This window comes from Nonomuraea corallina, from assembly GCF_027620315.1.
Taxonomy (GTDB): domain Bacteria; phylum Actinomycetota; class Actinomycetes; order Streptosporangiales; family Streptosporangiaceae; genus Nonomuraea; species Nonomuraea corallina.
This window is the reverse complement of record NZ_JAPNNL010000031.1, coordinates 14,003-34,880: the sequence shown is the minus strand read 5'-3', so window position 1 is coordinate 34,880 and position 20,878 is coordinate 14,003. Positions and strand designations below refer to the sequence as shown.

Here is a 20,878-nt window from a genome sequence, read left to right as displayed (position 1 = left end):
GTCCGGTCCGGCGTCAACGAGGGCGGCCCCGGCCGGTCCCGGGCCGCGCTCCCGGAGCGCCGTGCCGCCTGGCGTTTCGTCTCCCGCGCGAGCCGCTTGGCACCGTCCGCGCAGGTGAAAGTTTCACGCGCGTCACGGCGGACGGTCCTGGCGGGTCCGGGCCGCCCGCCCCGGCCTGTGCTCACCGTGTTCCGTGTTCCGGGCACCGCCGGACCGCCGGACCGCGCCGCGGGCGGGGGGCGGAGCCGGGAGGGGAGCCGGGTGCCGCGATTGACGGGCCGAGCCAGGGGCCTTTACCGTCCTCCCGACCGGTGTTAGCGCAAACACAGGCCCGTTCCAGAACGGTCGGACAAGGTCCGGCTCGTGCGTAGGGGAGCGCTCTCCCCAAGGGTGCTCGCCACCCCGACACCCGCAGGAGGAGACATGACGCAGGGCCGCGACGAACCCGGGAACAAGGAGCGAACGTCGTTCAGCCGGAGAACGGCGCTGGCCGCCATGGGCGCCCTGCCGGTCCTCACGGCCATGCCGTCGGCCGCCGGCGCCGCCGCGACGGCGTTCATCAACCCGGCGGCCCGGCGGCAGACGATCCGGGGCTTCGGCGGCATGACCCACGCGGCCTGGATCGGCGACCTGACAGCCGCCCAGCGTGACACGGCGTTCGGCACGGGCGAGGGGCGGCTGGGGTTCTCCGTGCTGCGGATCCCCGTCCCCGAGAACCAGGCGGACTGGAGCCGCGACCTGGCCACGGCCAGGCGCGCGGCCGAGCTCGGGGCGACCGTCATCGCCTCGCCCTGGAATCCCCCCGCGCACATGGTCGAGACCTTCGTCCGCGGCGGTCAGACCAACGCCCGGCGCCTCCGGTCCACCATGTACGGCGCCTACGCCCAGCACCTCAACGACTTCACCGCCCACATGCGGAACAACGGGGTGAACCTGTACGGCATATCCGTGCAGAACGAGCCCGACTACGCGCACGAGTGGACCTGGTGGACCGCCGCCGAACTGGTGCGGTTCCTCCGGGAGAACGCCGGCTCCATCAGCACCAGGGTGATCGCGCCCGAGTCCTTCCAGTACCTCAAGAACATGTCGGACCCGATCCTCAACGACTCGGCGGCGCTGGCCAACGTGGACATCATCGGGGCCCACCTCTACGGCACCCCGTACGCCGACTTCCCCTATCCCCTCTTCAAGCAGAGGGGCGCGGGCAAGGAACTCTGGATGACCGAGGTCTACCACCCCAACAGCAGCGACTCGGCGGACCTCTGGCCCCAGGCGCTCGACGTGGGGGAGCACATCCACCGCGCCATGGTGGACGCGGAGTTCCAGGCGTACGTCTGGTGGTACATCCGGCGCGGTTACGGACCCATGCGGGAGGATGGCCAGATCAGCAAACGTGGCGCCAACATGGCGCACTTCGCCAGGTTCGTCCGACCCGGGTACGTGCGGATCGACGCGACGGCGAACCCGGCGTCGAACGTCTACGTCTCGGCCTACCTGGGCGGCGACTCCACGGTCGTCGTGGTCGCCGTCAACAAGGGCGCCTCCGCGGTGAGCCAGCAGTTCACCCTGACCGGCAGCACCGCGGCCGCCGTCTCGTCCTGGCTGACCGACGCGAGCAGGAACGTCGCGCCCCAGGGCAGCGCCGCCGTGTCGAACGGCTCCTTCACCGCCACCCTCCCCGCCCGGAGCGTGACGACCTTCGTGACCGGCGTGACGGCCACGCCCGGAGGGGTCGACACCAGCGCGTGGTATGTCCTGGTCAACCGCAACAGCGGCAAGACGCTGGACGTCTACAACCTGTCCACCGCCGACGGCGGCCGGATCACCCAGTGGTCCCGCAACGACGGCGACCAGCAGCGGTGGCAGTTCGCCGACTCCGGCGACGGCCACTACCGGCTCAGGGCCCGTCACTCCGGCAAGGTGCTCGACGTGCACAACTGGTCGACCGCCAACGGCGCCGCGATCGTCCAGTGGACCGACCACAACGGCGCCAACCAGCAGTGGCGTGTCATCAACGGCGACGGCCACGTCCGCCTCATCAGCAGGCACAGCGGCAAGGCCCTGGAGGTCCAGGGCGCCTCCACCGCCGACGGCGCCGCCATCGTCCAGTACGACGACTGGAACGGCGCCAACCAGCAGTGGCAGCTCGTCCGCGTCGGCTGACCGGCGCGGGCGGCGCCGCGCCGGTCACCGGTCGCCGAGCTGGGTGGCGAGGAGCTGGGTGTAGGGGCCGGACCGGGCGAGGAGCTCGGCGTGGGTGCCGCTCTCGGCGACGCGGCCGTCCTCCAGCACGACGACGCGGTCGGCGGTGCGGATGGTGGACAGGCGGTGGGCGATGACCAGGGTGGTGCGGTCGCGGCGGGCGGCGGCCATGGCGGCGGCGACCTCCTGCTCGCTCTCGGCGTCGAGGTTCGAGACGGCCTCGTCCATGACCAGGATGGGGGAGTCCTTGAGCAGGGCGCGGGCGATGGCGATGCGCTGGCGCTGGCCGCCGGACAGGCGGGCGCCGAGCTCGCCGGGAAGGGTGTCGTAGCCGTCGGGCAGGGCGGTGATGAATTCGTGCGCGTGGGCCGCCCGGGCGGCGGCCTCGACGTCCTCGTGCGTGGCGTCGGGGCGGCCGAGCCTGATGTTGTCGCGCAGGGAGATGTCGAACAGGTGGACGTCCTGGGGGACCAGGGTGATCAGGCGGCGCAGGTCTTCCTGCGGGAAGGCGCGCACGTCGTGCCCGCCGACCGTGACGGCGCCGGCGGTGACGTCCCACATGCGCAGGAGAAGGCTCGCGCAGGTGGACTTGCCCGCTCCGGAACGGCCGACGAGGGCGACGGTCTCGCCGGGGGCGAGCTCGAAGGTGACGCCGCCGAGCGCCTCGGGCAGGCCGGGGGCGTAGCGGAAGCGGACGTCCTCGAAGCGGACCCGCGCCTCGACCGGACCGGGCGGCGGCGCGGTGACCTGGTCGGTGACCGGGGCCGGGGCGTTCAGGATGGTCATGATGCGGTCGCCGGCCGCGGTGACGAGGTTGATGTCCCGCGCCACGTCGGTGACGGCGACGACCGGGGCGAAGGTGGCGGCGGCCAGCACCACGGCGACGGGGAAGAACGCCGGCTCCAGGCCGCCCGCCGCCACGAGCAGCGCGGCGGTGACGAGGACGGCGAGCAGGCCGAGGGTGGTGGCGGCGTTGGTGACGGCGTGTTCGAGGCCGGAGCGGCGCCCGTGCGCCAGCCTGGCCCGCAGCAGCCGGTCGTCCTGCTCGCGCAGCCGGTCGAGCTGGCGCGGCCCGGCGCCGGAGGTGAGGAGCTCGCGCAGTCCCTGCAGGGTGTCGACGGCTTCGGCGTTGAGCTCGCCGAGCTCGCTGCGCAGCCGCGCGCCCTGAACGGCGGCGCGGCGGCGGAGCCAGGCGGGCAGGAGGGCGAGCAGGATCAGCGCGGGCGCCAGCGCCGCGGCCAGGGCGGGGTGGAAGACGCCCAGGGCCGTCAGCGCGGCGGCGGGCACGGTGACGGCGCTGATCAGCGGGCTGAGGGTATGGGCGAACCACAGCTCCAGCTGCTCGACGTCGGAGATGGCGGTGCTGCCGAGGTCGCCGGAGCGGCGCTGGAGCAGATAGCCGGGGGCGAGCCGTTCGAAGGCGGCGTAGACGCGTCCGCGCACGTCGGCCAGCACCCGGAAGGCGGCCACGTGGGCCAGGTACGACTCCAGCCAGGGCGTGAGGGCGAGCAGCGGCAGGAGGAGGCCGAGGAGGACCAGGCCGGGGCGCAGGTCGTCGGCGGTGGCTCCGGTGGCGGCTCCGGTGATGGCGCTGCTGACCACCCAGGCGCCGACCCCGGCGGAGGCGAGGACGACCAGGTGGTGGGCGATGCCGCTGGCGGTCGCGATCAGCAGCAGCGGCCGGTGCGGGCCGAGCAGGGCCAGCAGCGGGCCGAACCGGGATCCGCGGGGACGGGCCGCCGGGGCGACGGTCGTGGCGGTCATCGGGCGGCTCCGTTCTGGGCGGCGACCAGCCGGGCGTAGGCGCCCTGGCCGGCCAGGAGCTCGGCGGGCGGGCCGGCTTCGGCGATGCGGCCGTCGGCCATGACGATGACCCGGTCGGCGGCGCGGACGGTGGACAGCCGGTGGGCGATCATCAGCGTGGTGCGGCCGCCGGACAGGGTGTCGAGGGCGTGCTGGATGGCGGATTCGTTGGCGGCGTCGACGCTGGAGGTGGCCTCGTCCAGGACGAGGATCGGGGCGTCCTTGAGCAGGGCGCGGGCGATGGCGATGCGCTGGCGTTCGCCGCCGGACAGTTTCAGGCCGCGTTCGCCCACGACGGTGTCGTAGCCGTCGGGCAGGGCCGCGATGAAGTCGTGCGCCTGGGCGGCGCGGGCGGCGGCTTCGAGCTCGTCGTCGGTGGCGTCGGGGCGGGCGAGCGCCAGGTTGCGGCGGACGGTGCCGTGGAAGAGGTACGTGTCCTGCGACACGATGGCGACGAGGGCGCGCAGCCGGTCGAGGGGCAGGTCGCGGACGTCGACGCCGTTGACGGTGACCCGGCCGGCGTCGGGGTCGAAGAAGCGCAGCAGCAGCGAGGCGACCGTGGTCTTGCCCGCGCCGGAACGGCCGACGAGGGCGACGCGCTCGCCCGGCGCGAGGTCGAGGGTGAAGCGGTCGAGGGCGGGCCGGTCGCGCTCGCGGTAGGTGAACGTCACCTCGTCGAACGCGACCGAGGGCGGGCCGTCCAGGTCGATCCGGGCCTCGCCCTGCGACGGCTCGGGGGCGTCGAGGATCTCGAAGACGGCCTTGAGCGAGGGCACGGCGCTGTGACTGGAGTGGTAGGCGGACTCCAGCTCCTTCAGCGGGCGGAAGCACTCGGCCGTGAGCAGCAGGATGATCAGCAGCTCGGTGACGGTCAGCTCGCCGGCCGCCAGCCGGAGCGCGGCGGCGCCCAGGGCGACGGCGGTGCCCAGGCCGATGACGAACGCCACGCCGCCGACGTAGCCGACGACGACGGCCATCAGCCGGATGGAGTCGCGGCAGAACCGCTCGGCCAGGCGGGCCAGTTCGGCGCCGCGCCGCCCGCTGGCGTTGAACGCCTTGAGCGTGGCCATGCCCTGCAACGCGTCGAGGTTCTCGGCGTACAGGCCCTTGTAGCCGCGCAGCCAGGCGGCGTTGCGGTCCCGCAGGACGCGGTCCGAGAGGAGCGGCACGGCGGGCAGCAGCAGCGCGCAGGCCAGGACGACGCCGCCGACCAGCGGGTCCAGGGTGAACAGGTACGCGGTCACGGCGACGGCGGCGATCACGGAGGCGGCCACCTGGGGCAGGAACCTGCCGATGTAGGCGTCGGCGGTCTCGATGCCGTCCACGAGCGTGGTCTGCGCCGCCCCGGTGCGCGCCCGCTGGGCGTGGGCGGGGCCGAGCAGCAGCAGCTTTCCGGTCAGGCGCCGGCGCAGCTCCGCCTTCACCGCGGCCGAGGTGCGCAGGGCGACGGGCTCGCGGACGGCCAGCGCGGCGCTGCGCACGAGTTGCAGCGCGGCGACCGCCACGACGGGCCAGACGATCGCGTCCGCGCCCTGACCGGCGAAGACGCGGGCCAGGGCCTGGGCGATGAGCACGCCCTGCCCGACGTAGGTGGCGGTGATGGACAGCAGCAACAGCACGAGCCCCGCCAGGCGCCACCGGACGGACGGTGACAGGGCCGGCAGCCGGCGGATCACTGCTCCTCCTTGAGCCGCTCGAAGACGAGCTGGGTGCGGTGCACGGCGCGCACGCCGTACACCTGGGAGATCAGGTCGGGGGTGAGGACCTGCTCGGGCGGTCCGCCGGCGACGATGCGGCCGGCGCTCATCACGTACAGGCGGTCGCTGAAGGCGGTGGCCTGGTTGAGGTCGTGCAGCACGGCGAGGGTGGCGATGCCGAGCTCGCGCACCAGGTGCAGGATCTCCAGCTGGTGGCGGATGTCGAGGTGGGAGGTGGGCTCGTCCAGCAGGAGCAGGCGGGTCTGCTGGGCCAGGGCGCGGGCGAGCAGGACGCGTTGCTTCTCGCCGCCGGACAGGGTGGCGAAGATCCGGCCGGCGGCGCCCGACAGGCCGACCCGGTCCAGCGCCCGCGCGCACAGCTCCTCGTCGGCGCGGGCGTCGGCCCGGTACGGGGTGCGGCCCATACGGACGATCTCGGACACCGTGAAGTCCAGGTCGGCGGGGGTCTCCTGGGCGACGACCGCGGTCCGCTGGGCGGCCTGACGGGCGGGCAGCCGGTGCACGTCGTCGCCGTCCACGGTGATGAGCCCCGCGGTGGGGCGCAGCGCCCGGTAGATGGCGCGGAGCAGGGTGGACTTGCCGCAGCCGTTCGGCCCCACCAGGGTCACGAACTCGCCGTCGGCCACCAGCAGGTCGGCCTCGTGCACGATCGGGGTGCCGTCGGCCGCGACGGACACGTTGCGCAGGTCGAGCTTCACGAGACGTTCACCGCCCGGTCCGCGGAGCGGCGGCGCAGCAGCCAGAGGAAGAACGGCACGCCGAACAGCGCGGTGACGATGCTGAGCGCCAGCTCCTGCGGCGCGTTGACGGTGCGCGCGGCGATGTCGACGAGCTGGAGGAACACGGCGCCGAGCAGGGCGGTGACGGGCAGCACCCGGCGATGGTCGGCGCCGACGAGCAGCCGGGCGGCGTGCGGCACGATCAGCCCGACGAACGCGATCGCGCCGCTGGTGGCCACCATCACGCCCACCAGCAGCGAGGTCAGCACGAACAGGCTGAGGCGGAAGCGGTTGACGTTCACCCCCAGGGAGATCGCGGTCTCCTCACCGGCGGCCAGCGCGTTCAGCGGCCGGTACTGCAGCAGCAGGTACGCCACCCCGGCGACCAGCACCAGGGCCGGCAGCGGCAGCACGTCCCAGCGGGCGCCGCCGAGACTGCCCATCAGCCAGAACAGCACCTGCTGGGCCGCCCGCCCGCTCTGCGCCAGTTGCAGCACGAAGCTGTAGGCGGCCTGGAACAGGTACGCCAGCGCCACCCCGGCCAGCACCAGCCGCGACGGCGTGATCCGGCCCGAGCGCTGCGCCAGCACGTACACCAGCACCAGCGCGAGCAGGGAGCCGGCGAAGGCGGCGGCCGACAGAGACAGCCCGCCCAGCGCGGAGGCGCCCAGGATGAGCACGAGCACCGCGCCGAAGGAGGCCCCGGAGGAGACCCCGAGCAGGAACGGGTCCGCCAGCGGGTTGCGCACCAGAGCCTGCAGCACCGCTCCGACCACCGCCAGCCCGGCGCCGACCAGGAGCGCCAGCAGCGCGCGCGGCAGCCGGAACTCCCACACGATCTGCTCCTGCACCGGCGTCCACGTGCGCGGCACGACGCCCGGGACCACGCCGGGGACCACGCGGTCGGCGACGATGCCCCACGCGTCGGACAGCGCGACGGGAATCGCGCCGATGCTCACCGCCAGCCAGGTAGAGGCGACGACGGCCACGGACAGCGCGACGACGAGCCCCGCGAACCGGCCGCGGCGCCGGACGGGCGGCCGGGCGCCCGCGACCTCGGCGGGCGCCGCCTGCTGCCGGGTTTCGCTGGTCACGGGGTGAAGGCGTCCGGGTGCAGGAACCGGGCGAGGTCCGTGACGGCGAGGATGTTGCGGTATCCCGGGTGCTGGGCCGCCACGGGCACCGCGAGGTAGCGGTGATCCTTGGCGGCCGGGCTGTTCCTGGCGATGGCGAAGGCCTCGGCGGCCTTGGCCGGTGACGTCGGCATGTCCTCGCCGCGCAGCGTGGCGTAGTCGCTGACGAGAAGGGCCTCGGGCTGCGAGGCGCTGATCTTTTCGACGCTGACCTCGGTGTAGTCGCCCTTGACGTCGGCCAGCACGTTGACGCCGCCGGCCAGGGTGATCATCTGGTGGGTGATCCCGGAGCCGCCGTAGGCGTTGACCGGGCCCTTGCCGCCGTCGGTGGCCAGCACCTTGACCGGGGTACGGCCCTCGACGCGCTTCTTGACGTCGTCCAGCCGGCCTTGCAGCTCGCCGACCAGGGCCTCGGCCCGGTCGGAGACGCCGAAGATCTTGCCGAGGTTGCGCAGGTCGTCGAAGGTGTCGTCGATGGTGAACTCGAGCACCTCCTCGGGGCTGCACCAGCCGCCCAGGATGTACACGGGGGTGCCGGCCGCGTTCAGCTCCTCCACGGTCGCGTAACCGCCCGCGGCGTCGAAGCTCGCCATCGCGTTGTCGAGGACGAAGTCCGCGCCCTGGGAGAGCATGATCTCCTTCTGCGGCAGCATGATCGTGTCGGAGATCTCCGGGATCTTGTCGTACTGCTCCTGCTGCCCGGGCAGGAAGGCGCTCTCGGAGAAGTTCGTCCGTCCGGCGATCCGGTCACCCAGGCCGAGGGCGAGCAGGGTCTCCAGGGAGGGGTGGTAGCCGGTCACCACCTTGGCCGGCGGCCGGTCGAAGGTGAGCTGACGCCCGCAGTTCTCGATCGTGACGGGGAAGCCGGCCTGCGGCGCCGCGGCCGGGGCGGTCTCCTCGGGAGCGGGAGCCTGCCCGCAGGCGGTCAGGGTCAGAGCCGCGGCCAGGGCGGTGAGCTTCGCCTTGATCCGGTGACCGCCTCTGGCGCGCACGTGGGGGAGGGCTGGAGCGGTACGGGGGAGGCGCCTCATGCGGTGGTCTCCGGTGCTGCTAGAACGATAGTGATGCGAAGCACCTCATTCTGCACACTCTTCGCAACTAACAGCAAATCGCAACTGGGTGTCCGGGCCGGTCAGCCGAGGGCCTGGTCCAGGTTGAAGGCCGCGCTGATGAGCGCGAGATGGGTGATCGCCTGAGGGAAGTTGCCGAGCTGCTCGCCGGTGCGGCCGATCTCCTCGGCGTACAGGCCCAGGTGGTTGGCGTACGTCAGCATCTTCTCGAACGCCAGGCGCGCCTCGTCGACACGGCCGGCGCGGGCCAGGGCCTCGACGTACCAGAAGGAGCAGATCGAGAACGTGCCCTCCGCGCCCCGCAACCCGTCCGGGCTGACCCCCGGGTCGTAGCGGTAGACCAGCGAGTCGGAGACCAGGCCGTCACCGAGCGCGTCGAGGGTGGACAGCCACTTGGGGTCGGTCGGGGACACGAACTTGGCCAGCGGCATCATCAGCAGGGAGGCGTCCAGCACGTCCCCGTCGAAATGCTGCACGAACGCCCGCAGCTCGGCCGACCAGCCGTGCCGCATGATCTCCCGGTAGATCGCGTCACGGGTCTCGCGCCAGCGCGGGATGTCGGCGGGCAGCCCGCGCTGGATCGCCACCCGCATGGCGCGTTCGATGGCCACCCAGCACATCAGCCGCGAGTAGACGAAGTTCTTACGGCCGCCGCGGGTCTCCCAGATGCCCTCGTCGGGCTGGTCCCAGTGCAGGCAGACCCAGTCGACCAGGGTGCAGAGCTCGTCCCAGCGGTCGCTGGCGATCGGGTCGCCCCACTTGTTGTAGAGGTAGATCGAGTCGATGAGCGCCCCGTAGATGTCGAGCTGGAGCTGATCGGCGGCGGCGTTGCCGATCCGCACGGGGGCGGAGCCCCGATAGCCCTCCAGATGGCCGAGCTCCTGCTCGGGCAGGTCCCTGCGGCCGTCGATCCCGTACATGATCTGCAACGGGCCGGCGGCGCCGTCGTCGCCGAGCGGCACGTGCGTGGACAGGAAGCCGATGAACGCCTCCGCCTCGTCGGTGAAACCCAGCCTGAGCAGCGCGTAGACGCAGAACGCGGCGTCGCGGATCCACACGTAGCGGTAGTCCCAGTTGCGCTCGCCGCCGAGCTGCTCGGGCAGGCTGGTCGTCGGGGCGGCGACGATCCCGCCGGTCGGGGCGTAGGTGAGCAGCTTCAGCGTGAGCGCCGAGCGGTGCACCACCTCGCGCCACCGGCCGCGGTAGCGCGAGGCCGACAGCCAGCGCCGCCAGTAGCGGACCGTGGCGGTGAACTCGTCCTCGGCCTCCGCGATCGGGCAGCCGCGCGCCGTGAGGCCGGAGCCGACCCGGTCGAGCGCGAACACCGCCTGCTCGCCCTCGGCGAGCTGGAACTTGGCCCACGCGTCCTGCCCGTCGGTCTGCATCGGCACGCTGGCGGTCAGGTACAGCGACAGTGACGCCGACTCGAACAGCACGCCGTCCGCCTCCGGCCGCACGAGGTGCGGCTGCCTGGCGTAGTCGAAGCGGGGCGCCACCCGGACGCGGAACGGAAGCGAGCCGCGGACGCAGGACACCCGGCGGATCATCCGGTGCCGGTCGGCCTCGCGCGAGTCGTCCGCGATGGGCATGAAGTCCTGGATCTCGCCCACCCCGTCGTCGGCGAAGAAACGGGTGATGAGGACGTTGGTGTCCGGGAAGTAGAACTGCTTGGTCCTGGCCGGGGTGTCGGCGGCCAGGTCGAACGAGCCGCCCCGGTCGGCGTCGAGGATCGCGGCGAACACGCTGGGCGCGTCGAAGCGCGGGCAGCAGTACCAGTCGATGGTGCCGTTGGTGCCCACGAGCGCGACCGTGCGCAGGTCGCCGATGAGACCGTGGTCTCCGATCGGCAGGTAACGGGAGTCGCCTGAGCGACCGGGTCCTCCAGCAGCCATGAGCGCCCTTCCTCCCTGTCCGTCCCGAAGGGTCCGTCCCGAAGGGTCTGTCCCAAGGTAGGGAGGCCCGCCCCGTGCCGGCCTCCGCCGTTCGCCAAGGGTCGGCAGATCTTCTCCCGGGGCCGCACGCCGAAGTGATCCGGGCGCGTCCTCGTGGCGGGGACCCGTCCTGCGGGAGATCACCTGTACGGTCGTGCTGTCCGATGTCTTCACCCAGAGCGAGGACCGCATGCGAGCCGTCACCGTTCGAGACCGGGCCGCCGGTCCGGCCGGGCTTGCCCTGACGGAGGCGCCCTACCCGCACGCCGCCGAGAACGACGTCGTCGTCCGGGTGCACGCCGCGGGGTTCACCCGCGGAGAGCTCGACTGGCCGGCGACCTGGACGGACCGCGCCGGCCGCGACCGGACGCCCAGTGTGCCCGGGCACGAGGTGTCCGGCACCGTCGCCGAGCTGGGGTACGGGACGACCGGCCTGACCGTCGGCCAGCGGGTGTTCGGGCTGACCGACTGGGCCCGCGACGGCTCGCTGGCCGAGTACGTGGCGGTGGAGGCCCGCAACCTCGCGCCGCTCCCGGCCGACGTCGGCCACGTGGTGGCCGCCGCGCTGCCGATCTCGGGACTGACCGCGTGGCAGGGCCTGTTCGACCACGGCCGCCTGACCGCCGGCCAGACCGTCCTGATCCACGGCGCGGCGGGCGGTGTCGGTTCCCTCGCGGTGCAGCTCGCGCGCGAGGCCGGGGCCCGGGTGATCGGCACCGGCAGGGCCGCCGACAGGGACACCGCACTCGGCCTCGGCGCGGACGCCTTCCTGGACCTGCGGGCCGATCCTCTGGAGAACGCCGGTCAGGTCGACGTGGTGTTCGACGTGATCGGCGGTGACGTCCTGGAGCGCTCGGCCGCTCTGGTGCGCGCCGGCGGCACGCTCGTCACCGTCGTCTCGCCTCCGGCGGTCCGGCCCCGCGACGGACAGGCGATCTTCTTCGTCGTCGAGCCCGATCGCGCCCGGCTGGCGGACCTGGCGCGGCGGGTCCGGGACGGCCGGCTCCGCCCGATCGTCGGGGCCGTGCGGACGCTCGCCGAGGCGCCCGCCGCCTTCGCCCCCGCCCACCGCACCCCAGGCAGGACGATCATCCAGGTCGCGGAGGACGACTGACCACCTCCGCCGCCGCGTCGGCCAGGAAGCTGAGCGCCACCCCCGCGCGTCGGATCGCCTCCGGCTCCGGGTCAGTCGATGCGCAGTTCGGTGTCGAGTCCCGCGGCCTCCGCCTCGGAAGTCGGTCGCAGCCTGAAGAGCCTGTCGACGATCTTGCCGAGGATGAACGTGACCACGAAGCAGTAGGAGGCGACCACGATGATCGCGACGATCTGCTTGCCGAGGAGCGCGACGGAGCCGCCATAGAACAGGCCCGCGGTCGAGCTGCCGAACCGGCCGGTGGCGAGGAACCCCAGAGCCGCGATCCCCACCATGCCGCCCACGGCGTGGATGCCGACCACGTCCAAGGTGTCGTCGTAGCCGAGCACCGTTTTGACCTCCACCGCGTAGGTGCAGACGATCGCCACGATGACACCGATGACGAGCGCGCCGAAGAGATTGACGAAGGCGCACGACGGGGTGATGGCGACCAGTCCGGCCACCGCGCCGGTAGCGCCGCCCAGCCGGGAGAAGTGGCCGGAGCGCAACCGCTCCACGATCATCCACGTGATCATGGCCGCGGAGCCGCACATCATGGTGTTGGCCACGGCGTTCGCCGCGAGCGGGCCGTCTGTCAGCGCCGATCCGCCGTTGAACCCGAACCACCCGAACCACAGCAGGCCGAGTCCGAGCATGACGAACGGCACGTTCTTCGGCCGTGGGGGCTCCTCTTTGCGGAAGCTGAGGCCGGGACCGAGCGCGATCGCGAGTGCCAGGCCCGCGATTCCGCTGTTGATCTCGACGACCAGGCCGCCGGCGAAGTCGAGGACTCCCCACCTCTTGAGCCAGCCGCCGTCGGAGAAGACCCAATGCGCGACCGGTAGATACACCAGAGTCACCCAGACCACGCCGAAGATCATCCAAGGTCCGATCCTGACGCGGTTGGCGACCGCTCCGCTGATCAGGGCCACGGTGATGATCGCGAAAGTGAGCTGGAAGAGCGAAAAGACGAAGAGGGGGATCTCCCCGCGGAGAAGCCGGGTGATGGCCCCGAAGAGCTGCCAGTCGCCCCAGCCCAGCAGGCCGACCCCGCCGACGTCCGGGCCGAATGCCACTCCGTACCCATAGACGAACCAGACCACGCTCACGACAGGAATGGAGACGAAGCTCATATAGAGAACGCTGATCAGGTTCTTGGCGCGGGCCATGCCGCCGTAGAAGAACGCCAGCCCGGGCGTCATGAGCAACACCATGGCAAAACTGACGAGCATCCACGCGGAGTCGCCGGTATTCAGGCCATGAGGCATTTCCGCACCTCCATATCATGTGGTCGCATCCTGGAGATGCGCTTTCGGAATGTTCGCGAAACCTGTCCTGACGCCGTGCGAGGCAAAGACAACTCGTGCGGCCGGCAACGGCTGTCCGATGGTCGCCGATAGAGATGTTCATTCTTACGGCGGCGAATTCCGCGTCGCTCCACGGCTCGTGGGGCTCGTGCCACGTTTCAGAAAAGAAGAGAGATCAGGTAAAGATCAGCGCTCTTCCGGATCGGCCCTTCGCCCGGTGAGCGGGTGACCCGTCTCCCGCAGCCGCCACCTCCCGCCGTTCCGTGACAGCCACGTCTGGGACAGCGGCGAGACGTCGAGGCACCAGAACGCCGTCGCCGGCGCACCCAGGGTGTGCAGGACCAGCGCTCTGATCACCGCGGGATGAGTGATCGCGGCTACCCCGCCGGGTTCGTGCGGCAACGCGTTTCTCCACGCGGAGACCCGCTCCAGCAGCCCGTTGATGGTCTCACCCCCGTGCGGGGCGGCTCCTGGATCGGTCAGCCAGGCGGAGAGCCCCGCGGGATCCTCGGCCTGGACCTGTTCCAGGCTCCGGCCCCGCCAGTTCCCGCAATCCAGGTCGCGCAGCCCGGGATCGGACCGGGCCGTCAAACCCAGTGCGGTGCACGTCTCCTCGCAGCGGGCCTCAGGGCCTCGCCATGCCTGACGGATTCGGCGTAAGGCGCCCAGGGCGGCCTCGGCGGAGGACCGTCCCGCATGCGACAGCGACTCGTCGGCGGCGAAGGCCGCCCTGCGGGTCGCGGACGTGGAGGCGTGGGCGATCAGGACGAGTCTCACGGTCACCGTCCCCTTCTCCGATGGTCTTCACGCGCGACGCCCGGCCGCCGGGTGCGGACGCCGCGGCGGTTGGATCTCATGCAGAGTGAGAAGGTCCGGTGGCGGCGCCGTTCCCGGTCCTCCCTGAGACGCCCAGGCGCCGATGGCGTCGACGGCCGTGTCATCCAGGACGAATCCCAGCCAGGTGGGTCTGGCGCCTCTGCGCCGAGCCGCGGGACAGGGCCGGACGACGACCACATTGGAATACGAGCAGACGCCCAGACACTCGTCACTGGTGCGCACCGTGATTTCTTCGATGTGCGCCAGGCGTGCCAGCTGATCTTTCTGGGAAACGTCAGGGTGTTTTCGTGCGTTGCCGCAGCAACATCCTTTGCAGAGAATCACGGTGCATCGTTCGTCGGCGCGTGCTGCTGCTATTCGACCGGATGCCTGATCGTCGACCACCAGGGCTTAATGCCCGGAGTTGCGCTTTACAATACGTCAAGATCTTGTTACCATCTTTATGTCGAATCATCGAAAAGAAGGATGGGCGACATGTGCCACACGCCTGACTGCAGCCACGCGGCAGCCCCCGCCGCGGCGTCCGAGTCCGACCACGTCGCCGTGAGCGAGGAGCCGGTCGAGCTCGAGGAACCGGTTTCGCAGCCCAGCTGAATTCTGCGTGAAAAATGGAGGGCAGGCTTTCCCGGCCTGCCCTCCATTTTTCTGCTCAGACGTCCGAGGGCTGGGCCTTCGGAGTGCGTTCGCGCCGGGTCCCGGTGGCGGCCCGTTCGGTGAGCGCCCCGAACCCGATCCCCAAGGTGACCCACATGACGGCCTGGGTGGCGAGCGAGGCGATCCGGAAGTCCCAGAGAACATCGGGCGGGAAGCCGGGCGCCGTGACGGTTCCTCCGGGGAGAACGACGTAGGTGATGGCCACCACGGCGACGAACACCCCGCATCCGAGAAGAGAGGCGTTCCATTCGCCATGTCCCGGCGCCAGGCGCCGACTGGTCTGTGCTGCGGTGATCGCGGCGAATATGCCGATGACGATCGTCAGGAAATACAACAGGCTTCGCTGTTGGATCGTCCCGGGGTCGCCCACGGCAGGCGGATTAGGCGGATATTTCAGGAAAGGAACCAGAGTGATGACCACGAAGCCGGCTGCGGCCACCACCACCGAGGTCGCGCGGGCGGTCAGTCGTCCGATCCTGTGGTGAGCGAGGGCGAACGCGATGGCGAACAGTCCGCCGACCGCGACGCCGACGGCGGCCAGGGCGATCGCGAGACCGGAGGTCTGCTGAATCAGTCTCGATACGACCTCTGCTCCGTGCTCGTGGACTCCCTCGGCCAGAGAGCGCTGTTCCTCGAAGGCGATCGCGGCTTCCAGCGGGCCCTCACCGAGAAACCAGGCGCATATGTACGCGGGTACGGCGGAGGCCAGCCCGACGAGCATGCCCCGGATCAGTAATTGGCGCATGATGTGCGGCGTCTTTTCGTCAATGACACGGGAATCCGAGCAGATGGCGGCCGTCGTGGGTGAACTCGTGGATGATATTGCCCCCGAAGAGGGAGGTGGCCCCCTGTTCGGCGCCGACGAAATAGATCAGGAGCATGCCGATGACGAGCGCGAACACCGCCCACGGCAGGATGTCCCGCAGCGGTATTTGCGCCGGAATCGAAGCGGATCGAACGGGCGGAGCCTGTGCCATGACTTACCTCCTTCATCATTCCGTACGTTACTGACAGAAAGTAAAGGAGGATTTCCGGCACGTCAATGGAACGGAAGGTTACAGACACCTCACGCGGATCATTCGTCGGTGCCCCGCCGGCGCCCGGCTCGTTCGACCGGCACCGGACGGAGCCGGGGCAGCAAAACGGAAACAGCCGGGTCGGTAGAAACCGACCCGGCCTTCTCCTGGAAAGTCGATCAGATCATTCCTCTTCGAGGCGCGCCCGCACACTTCTCATCTTGTCGCGCAACGCCTGCTCGGTGAACAGGCCGCGCTCCATCAACGTGTGAGCGACGGTCAGCACCGACCTCGTCTGCACGGGAAAGCGCACATAGATGGACTCCCCCAGCCGGTCTTCCGCGTGGCGCCGCTCCAGGTTGTCCAGAACACCGGCCTTCGACAGGCACTCGCAGGTGGTCTGCATCCGGGATTCCCAGACCTCCGGCTCATGATCGATGCAACGCAGGGTGGTGTCGGTCCGTTCGCCGATGTCGTCCAGCGCTTCCATGAGAACCGCGTACGGCCGGGCCTGCTCGCTCATCCGCCGTTCACCTCACCTGTTCCGCGAGCGAACCCGCGTCCGAGGTGCGGTCGGCGCGCGGCAGAGCGACGCCGATCATGGTGTCCCGGGTGACGATCCGGGCGAGCTGCTCCTCGCTCCACCCTTCCGTGCCCTCGGGGCGCATCGGCATGACCATGAACCGGGACTTCTGGTTCGAGTCGTGCACCCGCACCTCGATGTCCGAGGGGAGATGCAGGCCGAACTCGGCGAGCACCTCGCGCGGACGGCGGACCATGCGACGCCGGTAGCTCGGCGTCCGGTACCAGTCAGGCGACATGCCCAGGACGGGACGGGGGTAGCAGGAGCACAGCGTGCACACGAGCACGTTGTGCACCTGTGGGGTGTTCTCCAGGACATAGAAGTAGGTGTAGTCGCTCGGCGTGCCCACCCCCGTGGGCTGCAGCCAGTCGATCCCCACCTCCTTGCACGCCTCGACCCCGTTCTCCAGCAGGCGTTGCTTGAAGGCCGGGTCCGACCACGCCTTGGCGACGAGCTTCGAGCCGCCGTGCGGTCCCTTCGCCTCGGCCCACTCGGCGAACTTGCGGTGGTCGTCGGCCGAGAAGATGCCCTTCTCGATGGCCAGTTCACGAATCGCCAGCTCGAGGATCTCGAACTCGCTCACCTTCGACGAGACCTCGAAGGTGTTGTGCCCATCGTGATGGTCACCGTGCTGCTTACCCATGTACCCCCCTTAACCCTTTACCGATTCCAGCCAGCTCTCGGAGGCCTCCGACTCCAAGGTGTCCTGTGCGAAGCCCGTGTAGTCAGGCCAGAGGTCGGTCTGCTTGAACCGGATCACGTAAAAGGGCTCTTTACGGCCGGTCTCCATGCGGTCCCACGCCTCGTCCTCCGGGATCACCCACTCCGGGCGGTGCTCCACGACAGTGCCGACGCGCTTGCGGATGTACTTCTGGGTGCGCGTGTGGAAGAGCGTCGTACGATCCTTGATTCTGACTTTGTCGCCGACCTGGAACTTTGGTGTGGCCATTACTTCTTCTCCAGCCGGGCTCGGATTTCGTCGATCTTGTCGCCGAGTTCGTCGGTCGTGATCAGGCCCTTGTCGACGAGCACGCGGGCTGCCCCGGTGATCCAGCGACCGTAGTACGGGAAGCCGTAGTACTGGGTCTTGCCGAGATCGTTCTCGAGGCGACGCCGCATTTCGGAGTTCCACGCTCCGCGCCAGCCTAGGCATTCGCAGGTGACGTAGGTGTTCATTTCCCACTCCTCTTCACTCTTGGTGTAGAGGGCCTGCGGGAAGTCGGGCTCGCCGCCGACGTCGTGCAGTACGGTGGTGAGGGCCGCATAGCGATCGTTGGGGATCGTGTACGGCGAATCGTATTCCTCGTGTTCTGTGGGATTGAGATTTCGGTCGGCGGTCATCACCGACTCGTAGCGAATCTTCGACATGACAGCCCCCTCTCGGGCCCGGGCGCTCGACTGCATTCCGAAGGAAGGATGCCCTGGCCGTCGGCCCCCAAGACCAAACGGCGCGCAACAGGAGGCAAAGAAAGGTTGCGGGCGGGCCTCGGTTAACCGCCTCGTCGCCCGGGTACGTGGCCCGCCGGGAATTCGAACCCGGGTTAGGAGCGAAATCATGGCATTCGAAAAACGATTGGCCTGTGTCGTCGACGCCGATGGGTCGGTCGTCCGCGGCTATCTCGTGGACGGTTGCGAATTCGACGGCACGAACAAATACGTCGTCAGATGGAAAGTGCCGTTGCAGGGGGAGGCCAAGACCAACTTCGCCGCCACCGTCGGCAGCGCCATGCAGGAGCCTGTTCAGCCCGGCCTGGTCACGGTCGGGCTGAACTCCGACCCGAACAAGATGGAGGTGCACACCTTCGCCCCGGACGGAACCCCGTCCGCGCGCTCATTCCACCTCGTCTGTTTCCGTGATCAGTGACCACGTGGGCCGCCGATCCGGTGACGGCGCCGGTCTGAAGGCGGCGGCCGGCCCGCCGGGGGGCGCACGCCAGTAAGTACGCCAACAGACCGGGACATCCCGCGTTACCTGCGGGGATATGGTTCTCTGTCTCCTGGAACCCGCGCCTCAGGGTGATCGTTGGGCGGGCGGCTGACACCTGCCGACCGATCTTCGAGAGGGAGAGACGAACCGTGGTCGGGTTCGAGGTCGCGGTGCCGTGGGAGACGCCGATCACCGAGGCCGGAGGCGTGCGGCTGCCCGGCATGTCGGTGGGCGCGCGGACCGAGCCGGCCATCGCCAAGGCCGTCGCCAAGGCCGTCGACAAGGGCGACCTGGACCTGGTCGCCGTCGAGCCTCTGCCCTCCCAGCAGCGGGTCCTGGAGGCGCTCGCGCGGCCGGCCTGGCCGGCGGCTACGTGGCGGCCGAGGTCGCCGAGGAGATCTTCGAGGACGAAGAGGAAGAGTGGGCCGGCCGCCGTGACGGCCCGCCGGCGGGCGTCCGGCGGACCGTCCGGTTCAGAGCCGGGCACCGGTCGATGCGGCGCGTCCGGCGGGCCGTGCGGTTCAGGGTGGGGTGCCGGCCGGTGCGGTGCGGCGCGTCCGTCCGCGGGACCGCCGGCCGTACGCGCCCGGACCCCGGTCCAGCCTCACGACGGCCAGCGTGCTCACCGCCCCCGTGAGGACGAGCCCGGTCCAGGCCCAGACCGGCCCCAGGTCGAGCAGCCGGCCCACCGCCAGGTTCCCCGCCGCGATGCCGAGCCCGGCGACCGTGTTGTAGAAGCCGTAGTGGGTGGCCACCCGGTGCCCGCCCGACAGGGCGACGACGGTGTCCATCTCGAACGGGTAGGTCAGCACCGTGCCCAGCGAGAGCAGCACCGCGCAGACCAGCACCACCGCCGTGGGCGCCGGCACGCCCGTGACCGCGTACGGGATCAGCGGCACGAACGCCAGGGCCATCAGCGCGAGGCCGCGGGCGATGGCCTGCGCGGACGTCCAGCGACGGCGCGCCCAGTCGGTCACCCGCAGCTGGCCGAGCAGGGCCACCAGCGCCGACAGCACGAACAGCACGCTGACGGCCCGGCTGTCGGCCAGGTGCAGCGGCAGCGCCAGATAGACCTGGAAGGACAGGACGTACGAGCCGATCATCGCCAGCGAGAAGGCGGTGAACCGCCGGTTCGTGGCGATGCCCCGCCAATCCGCCAGCACGCCCTCCCGCCGCCGCGTCTCGTCGCGGCACGGCGGCAGCGCGGTCGCCTGGAGCAGGGTGAGGGCCGCGAAGACGCCCGCGGCCACCACGCAGACGAGCCGGAAGTCGGCCGCGAGCAGGGCCATGCCGATCACCGGGCCGAGCAGGATCCCGGCCTGGTAGAAGACGTTGAACAGGGCGAACGCCTCGACCCTGCGCTCCTGGGCGCCGTGCGCGACGTACGCGCGGACCGCCGGGTTGAACAGCGCCCCGGCGAATCCGGTCATGGCGGAGGCGGCCAGCAGGGCGGGCAGCGTGTCCACGAACCCCAGCAGGCCGAACCCCGCGGTGCGGAGCAGGCAGCCCGCGATGATGACGGGCCGGTAGCCGAGCCGGTCGGCGAGCGTGCCGCCCACCAGGAACATCCCCTGCTGGCTGAGGTTGCGCATGCCGAGCACCAGCCCCACCGCCCAGGCGGCGAGGTGCAGCCCGCCGGACAGGTGCCCGGCGAGGTAGGGCATCAGCATGTAGAAGCCGAGGTTGATGGCGAACTGGTTGACCATGAGGAGCCGTACGCCGCGGTCGAACGACATGAAGCGCCGCCACATCAGCGCATCACCATCCGCGTCCATCGGGTGACCTCGGCCTCGCCCGGTTCCTTGATCTCGTCGGGTTCGTCGTTCGGCGGCCGGTCGAGCAGGCGGTGCTCGGCGCAGTAGGCGTCGTCGAACACGGTCGTGTAGTAGCGGGCGGGACCGTCCGGGAAGATCGCGACGACGCGGGTGCCGGGCGGGGCGGTCCTGGCGCACCAGGCCGCGACGACGCTGACCGCGCCGACGCTCCATCCGCCGGTCGCGTAGTGCGTCTGCGCCAGGGTCCGGCTGGCCCACACCGCCTCGTGCGGCGCCACCCAGTGCACCTCGTCGAAGGCGTCGTGATCGACGTTGCGCGGGTGGATGCTGCTGCCCAGCCCGCGCATCAGCCGGGACCGGGCCGGCTGACCGAAGATGGCCGACCCGACCGCGTCCACGCCGACCAGGCGTAGCGCCGGGTCGCGCCGCCTCAGCCGCCGGGAGACCCCGGCCGAGTGGCCGCCGGTGCCGACGCTGCACACCAGCACGTCCACGCGGCCGAGATGCCGGTGCAGCTCGTCGGCCAGGCCCGAGTAGGCCTCGACGTTGTCGGGGTTGTCGTACTGGCCGGGGCAGTACGAGCCGGGCTCGGCGGCCAGGAGCTGCGCCACCCGGTCCAGGCGCGCCTGCTGCCAGCCGCCGTCCGGGTGGGCCCGGGTGACCATCTCGACCCGTACGCCGTACGAGCCGAGCAGGGTCTGGATGATCGCTTCCATGCCGGGGTCGGTGACCACGGTGACCGGGTGGCCGTAGGTGATCCCGGCCAGGGCCAGGCCCAGCCCGAAGGTGCCGGAGGTGGACTCGACGATCGTGGCGCCGGGGCGCAGGTCACCGCGCGCGCGGGCCCGTTCCACGATGTGCAGGGCCGCCCGGTCCTTGAGCCCGCCGGGGTTGGCGCCTTCGAGCTTGGCCCAGAAGCCCCGGCCCGACGGCGCGAAGGGCGCCCCTATCCGGCACAGAGGGGTCTGACCCACCAAGGGGGTCATGGCGTTGATGGACGAAGACATGCTGATCACTCATTTCGGCGCACGCGGCGCCAGGTCGCTGACGGTGGATGACGTGGGAGCACGT

19 protein-coding genes and 1 pseudogene are annotated in these 20,878 nt (G+C 70.7%); 4 read left to right on the top strand and 16 right to left on the bottom strand.

The features are described 5' to 3' along the window. Positions 1 to 423: 423 nt before the first annotated feature. A complete protein-coding gene (locus OUY22_RS11000; RefSeq protein WP_270154753.1) occupies positions 424 to 2,163 on the top strand; it encodes an RICIN domain-containing protein in 1,740 nt (579 codons plus the stop codon). A gap of 24 nt (positions 2,164 to 2,187) precedes the next feature. On the opposite strand, the gene cydC is transcribed toward OUY22_RS11000, so the two are convergent. From cydC to OUY22_RS10970, 6 genes are all read right to left on the bottom strand, one after another. Further along, a complete protein-coding gene (cydC, locus tag OUY22_RS10995; RefSeq protein ID WP_270154751.1) occupies positions 2,188 to 3,966 on the bottom strand; it encodes a thiol reductant ABC exporter subunit CydC in 1,779 nt (592 codons plus the stop codon). Next, entirely contained in the window at positions 3,963 to 5,681 is a 1,719-nt protein-coding gene (locus OUY22_RS10990) for an ABC transporter ATP-binding protein (protein WP_270154749.1), read from the bottom strand. Before OUY22_RS10990 ends, cydC begins: the two co-directional genes overlap by 4 nt. After that, positions 5,678 to 6,421, bottom strand: coding sequence for an ABC transporter ATP-binding protein (locus OUY22_RS10985; protein ID WP_270154748.1), 744 nt, complete (start codon positions 6,419 to 6,421; stop codon positions 5,678 to 5,680). The genes OUY22_RS10990 and OUY22_RS10985 overlap by 4 nt, the downstream gene beginning before the upstream one ends. Next, positions 6,418 to 7,536: a FecCD family ABC transporter permease gene (locus OUY22_RS10980; protein WP_270154747.1), complete on the bottom strand. Its 1,119-nt coding sequence runs from the start codon at positions 7,534 to 7,536 to the stop codon at positions 6,418 to 6,420. Before OUY22_RS10980 ends, OUY22_RS10985 begins: the two co-directional genes overlap by 4 nt. After that, the gene (locus tag OUY22_RS10975) at positions 7,533 to 8,567 is read right to left on the bottom strand and encodes an ABC transporter substrate-binding protein (RefSeq protein ID WP_270154746.1); all 1,035 of its coding nucleotides are present in this window, start codon (positions 8,565 to 8,567) and stop codon (positions 7,533 to 7,535) included. The genes OUY22_RS10980 and OUY22_RS10975 overlap by 4 nt, the downstream gene beginning before the upstream one ends. A gap of 140 nt (positions 8,568 to 8,707) precedes the next feature. Next, positions 8,708 to 10,537 carry a glycoside hydrolase family 15 protein gene (locus tag OUY22_RS10970; RefSeq protein WP_270154745.1) on the bottom strand — a complete coding sequence of 610 codons (1,830 nt, stop codon included), beginning with the start codon at positions 10,535 to 10,537 and terminating at the stop codon, positions 8,708 to 8,710. 193 nt (positions 10,538 to 10,730) lie between these two features. On the opposite strand from OUY22_RS10970, the gene OUY22_RS10965 reads away from it, so the two are divergent. Beyond that, positions 10,731 to 11,690, top strand: coding sequence for an NADP-dependent oxidoreductase (locus tag OUY22_RS10965; RefSeq protein ID WP_270154744.1), 960 nt, complete (start codon positions 10,731 to 10,733; stop codon positions 11,688 to 11,690). 71 nt (positions 11,691 to 11,761) lie between these two features. Here the strand turns inward: OUY22_RS10965 and OUY22_RS10960 are convergent, their stop codons facing one another. From OUY22_RS10960 to OUY22_RS36765, 8 genes are all read right to left on the bottom strand, one after another. Beyond that, positions 11,762 to 12,940 carry an ammonium transporter gene (locus OUY22_RS10960; RefSeq protein WP_270154743.1) on the bottom strand — a complete coding sequence of 393 codons (1,179 nt, stop codon included), beginning with the start codon at positions 12,938 to 12,940 and terminating at the stop codon, positions 11,762 to 11,764. 261 nt (positions 12,941 to 13,201) lie between these two features. Next, a complete protein-coding gene (locus OUY22_RS10955) occupies positions 13,202 to 13,798 on the bottom strand; it encodes a histidine phosphatase family protein (RefSeq protein WP_270154742.1) in 597 nt (198 codons plus the stop codon). Positions 13,799 to 14,501: 703 nt separating this feature from the next. Beyond that, positions 14,502 to 15,251, bottom strand: coding sequence for a CbtA family protein (locus OUY22_RS10950; protein WP_270154741.1), 750 nt, complete (start codon positions 15,249 to 15,251; stop codon positions 14,502 to 14,504). Between the two features lie 19 nt (positions 15,252 to 15,270). Beyond that, a complete protein-coding gene (locus OUY22_RS10945) occupies positions 15,271 to 15,483 on the bottom strand; it encodes a CbtB domain-containing protein (protein WP_270154740.1) in 213 nt (70 codons plus the stop codon). 223 nt (positions 15,484 to 15,706) lie between these two features. Then, entirely contained in the window at positions 15,707 to 16,045 is a 339-nt protein-coding gene (locus tag OUY22_RS10940; protein WP_270154739.1) for a ScnB, read from the bottom strand. A gap of 7 nt (positions 16,046 to 16,052) precedes the next feature. Beyond that, the gene (gene scnC, locus OUY22_RS10935) at positions 16,053 to 16,748 is read right to left on the bottom strand and encodes a thiocyanate hydrolase subunit gamma (RefSeq protein WP_270154738.1); all 696 of its coding nucleotides are present in this window, start codon (positions 16,746 to 16,748) and stop codon (positions 16,053 to 16,055) included. Between the two features lie 9 nt (positions 16,749 to 16,757). Further along, a complete protein-coding gene (locus OUY22_RS36770; RefSeq protein WP_333486659.1) occupies positions 16,758 to 17,054 on the bottom strand; it encodes an SH3-like domain-containing protein in 297 nt (98 codons plus the stop codon). Further along, complete coding sequence (locus OUY22_RS36765; RefSeq protein ID WP_333486658.1) at positions 17,054 to 17,473, bottom strand: hypothetical protein; 420 nt, start codon at positions 17,471 to 17,473, stop codon at positions 17,054 to 17,056. Before OUY22_RS36765 ends, OUY22_RS36770 begins: the two co-directional genes overlap by 1 nt. Before the next feature lie 187 nt (positions 17,474 to 17,660). Between OUY22_RS36765 and OUY22_RS10925 the strand changes: the two genes are divergently transcribed. Together OUY22_RS10925 and OUY22_RS36760 are read left to right on the top strand one after the other, a co-directional pair. Further along, positions 17,661 to 17,969: a hypothetical protein gene (locus tag OUY22_RS10925; protein ID WP_270154737.1), complete on the top strand. Its 309-nt coding sequence runs from the start codon at positions 17,661 to 17,663 to the stop codon at positions 17,967 to 17,969. 152 nt (positions 17,970 to 18,121) lie between these two features. Beyond that, positions 18,122 to 18,325: pseudogene (locus tag OUY22_RS36760) on the top strand (sporulation protein); the annotation flags it as partial. A 228-nt stretch (positions 18,326 to 18,553) separates the two neighbouring features. Here OUY22_RS36760 and OUY22_RS10915 read toward each other — a convergent pair. Together OUY22_RS10915 and OUY22_RS10910 are read right to left on the bottom strand one after the other, a co-directional pair. Further along, on the bottom strand, positions 18,554 to 19,807 hold the full coding sequence (locus OUY22_RS10915; protein WP_270154736.1) for an MDR family MFS transporter: 1,254 nt from the start codon (positions 19,805 to 19,807) through the stop codon (positions 18,554 to 18,556). After that, entirely contained in the window at positions 19,783 to 20,814 is a 1,032-nt protein-coding gene (locus OUY22_RS10910) for a PLP-dependent cysteine synthase family protein (RefSeq protein ID WP_270154735.1), read from the bottom strand. Before OUY22_RS10910 ends, OUY22_RS10915 begins: the two co-directional genes overlap by 25 nt. Between the last annotated feature and the right edge of the window lie 64 nt (positions 20,815 to 20,878).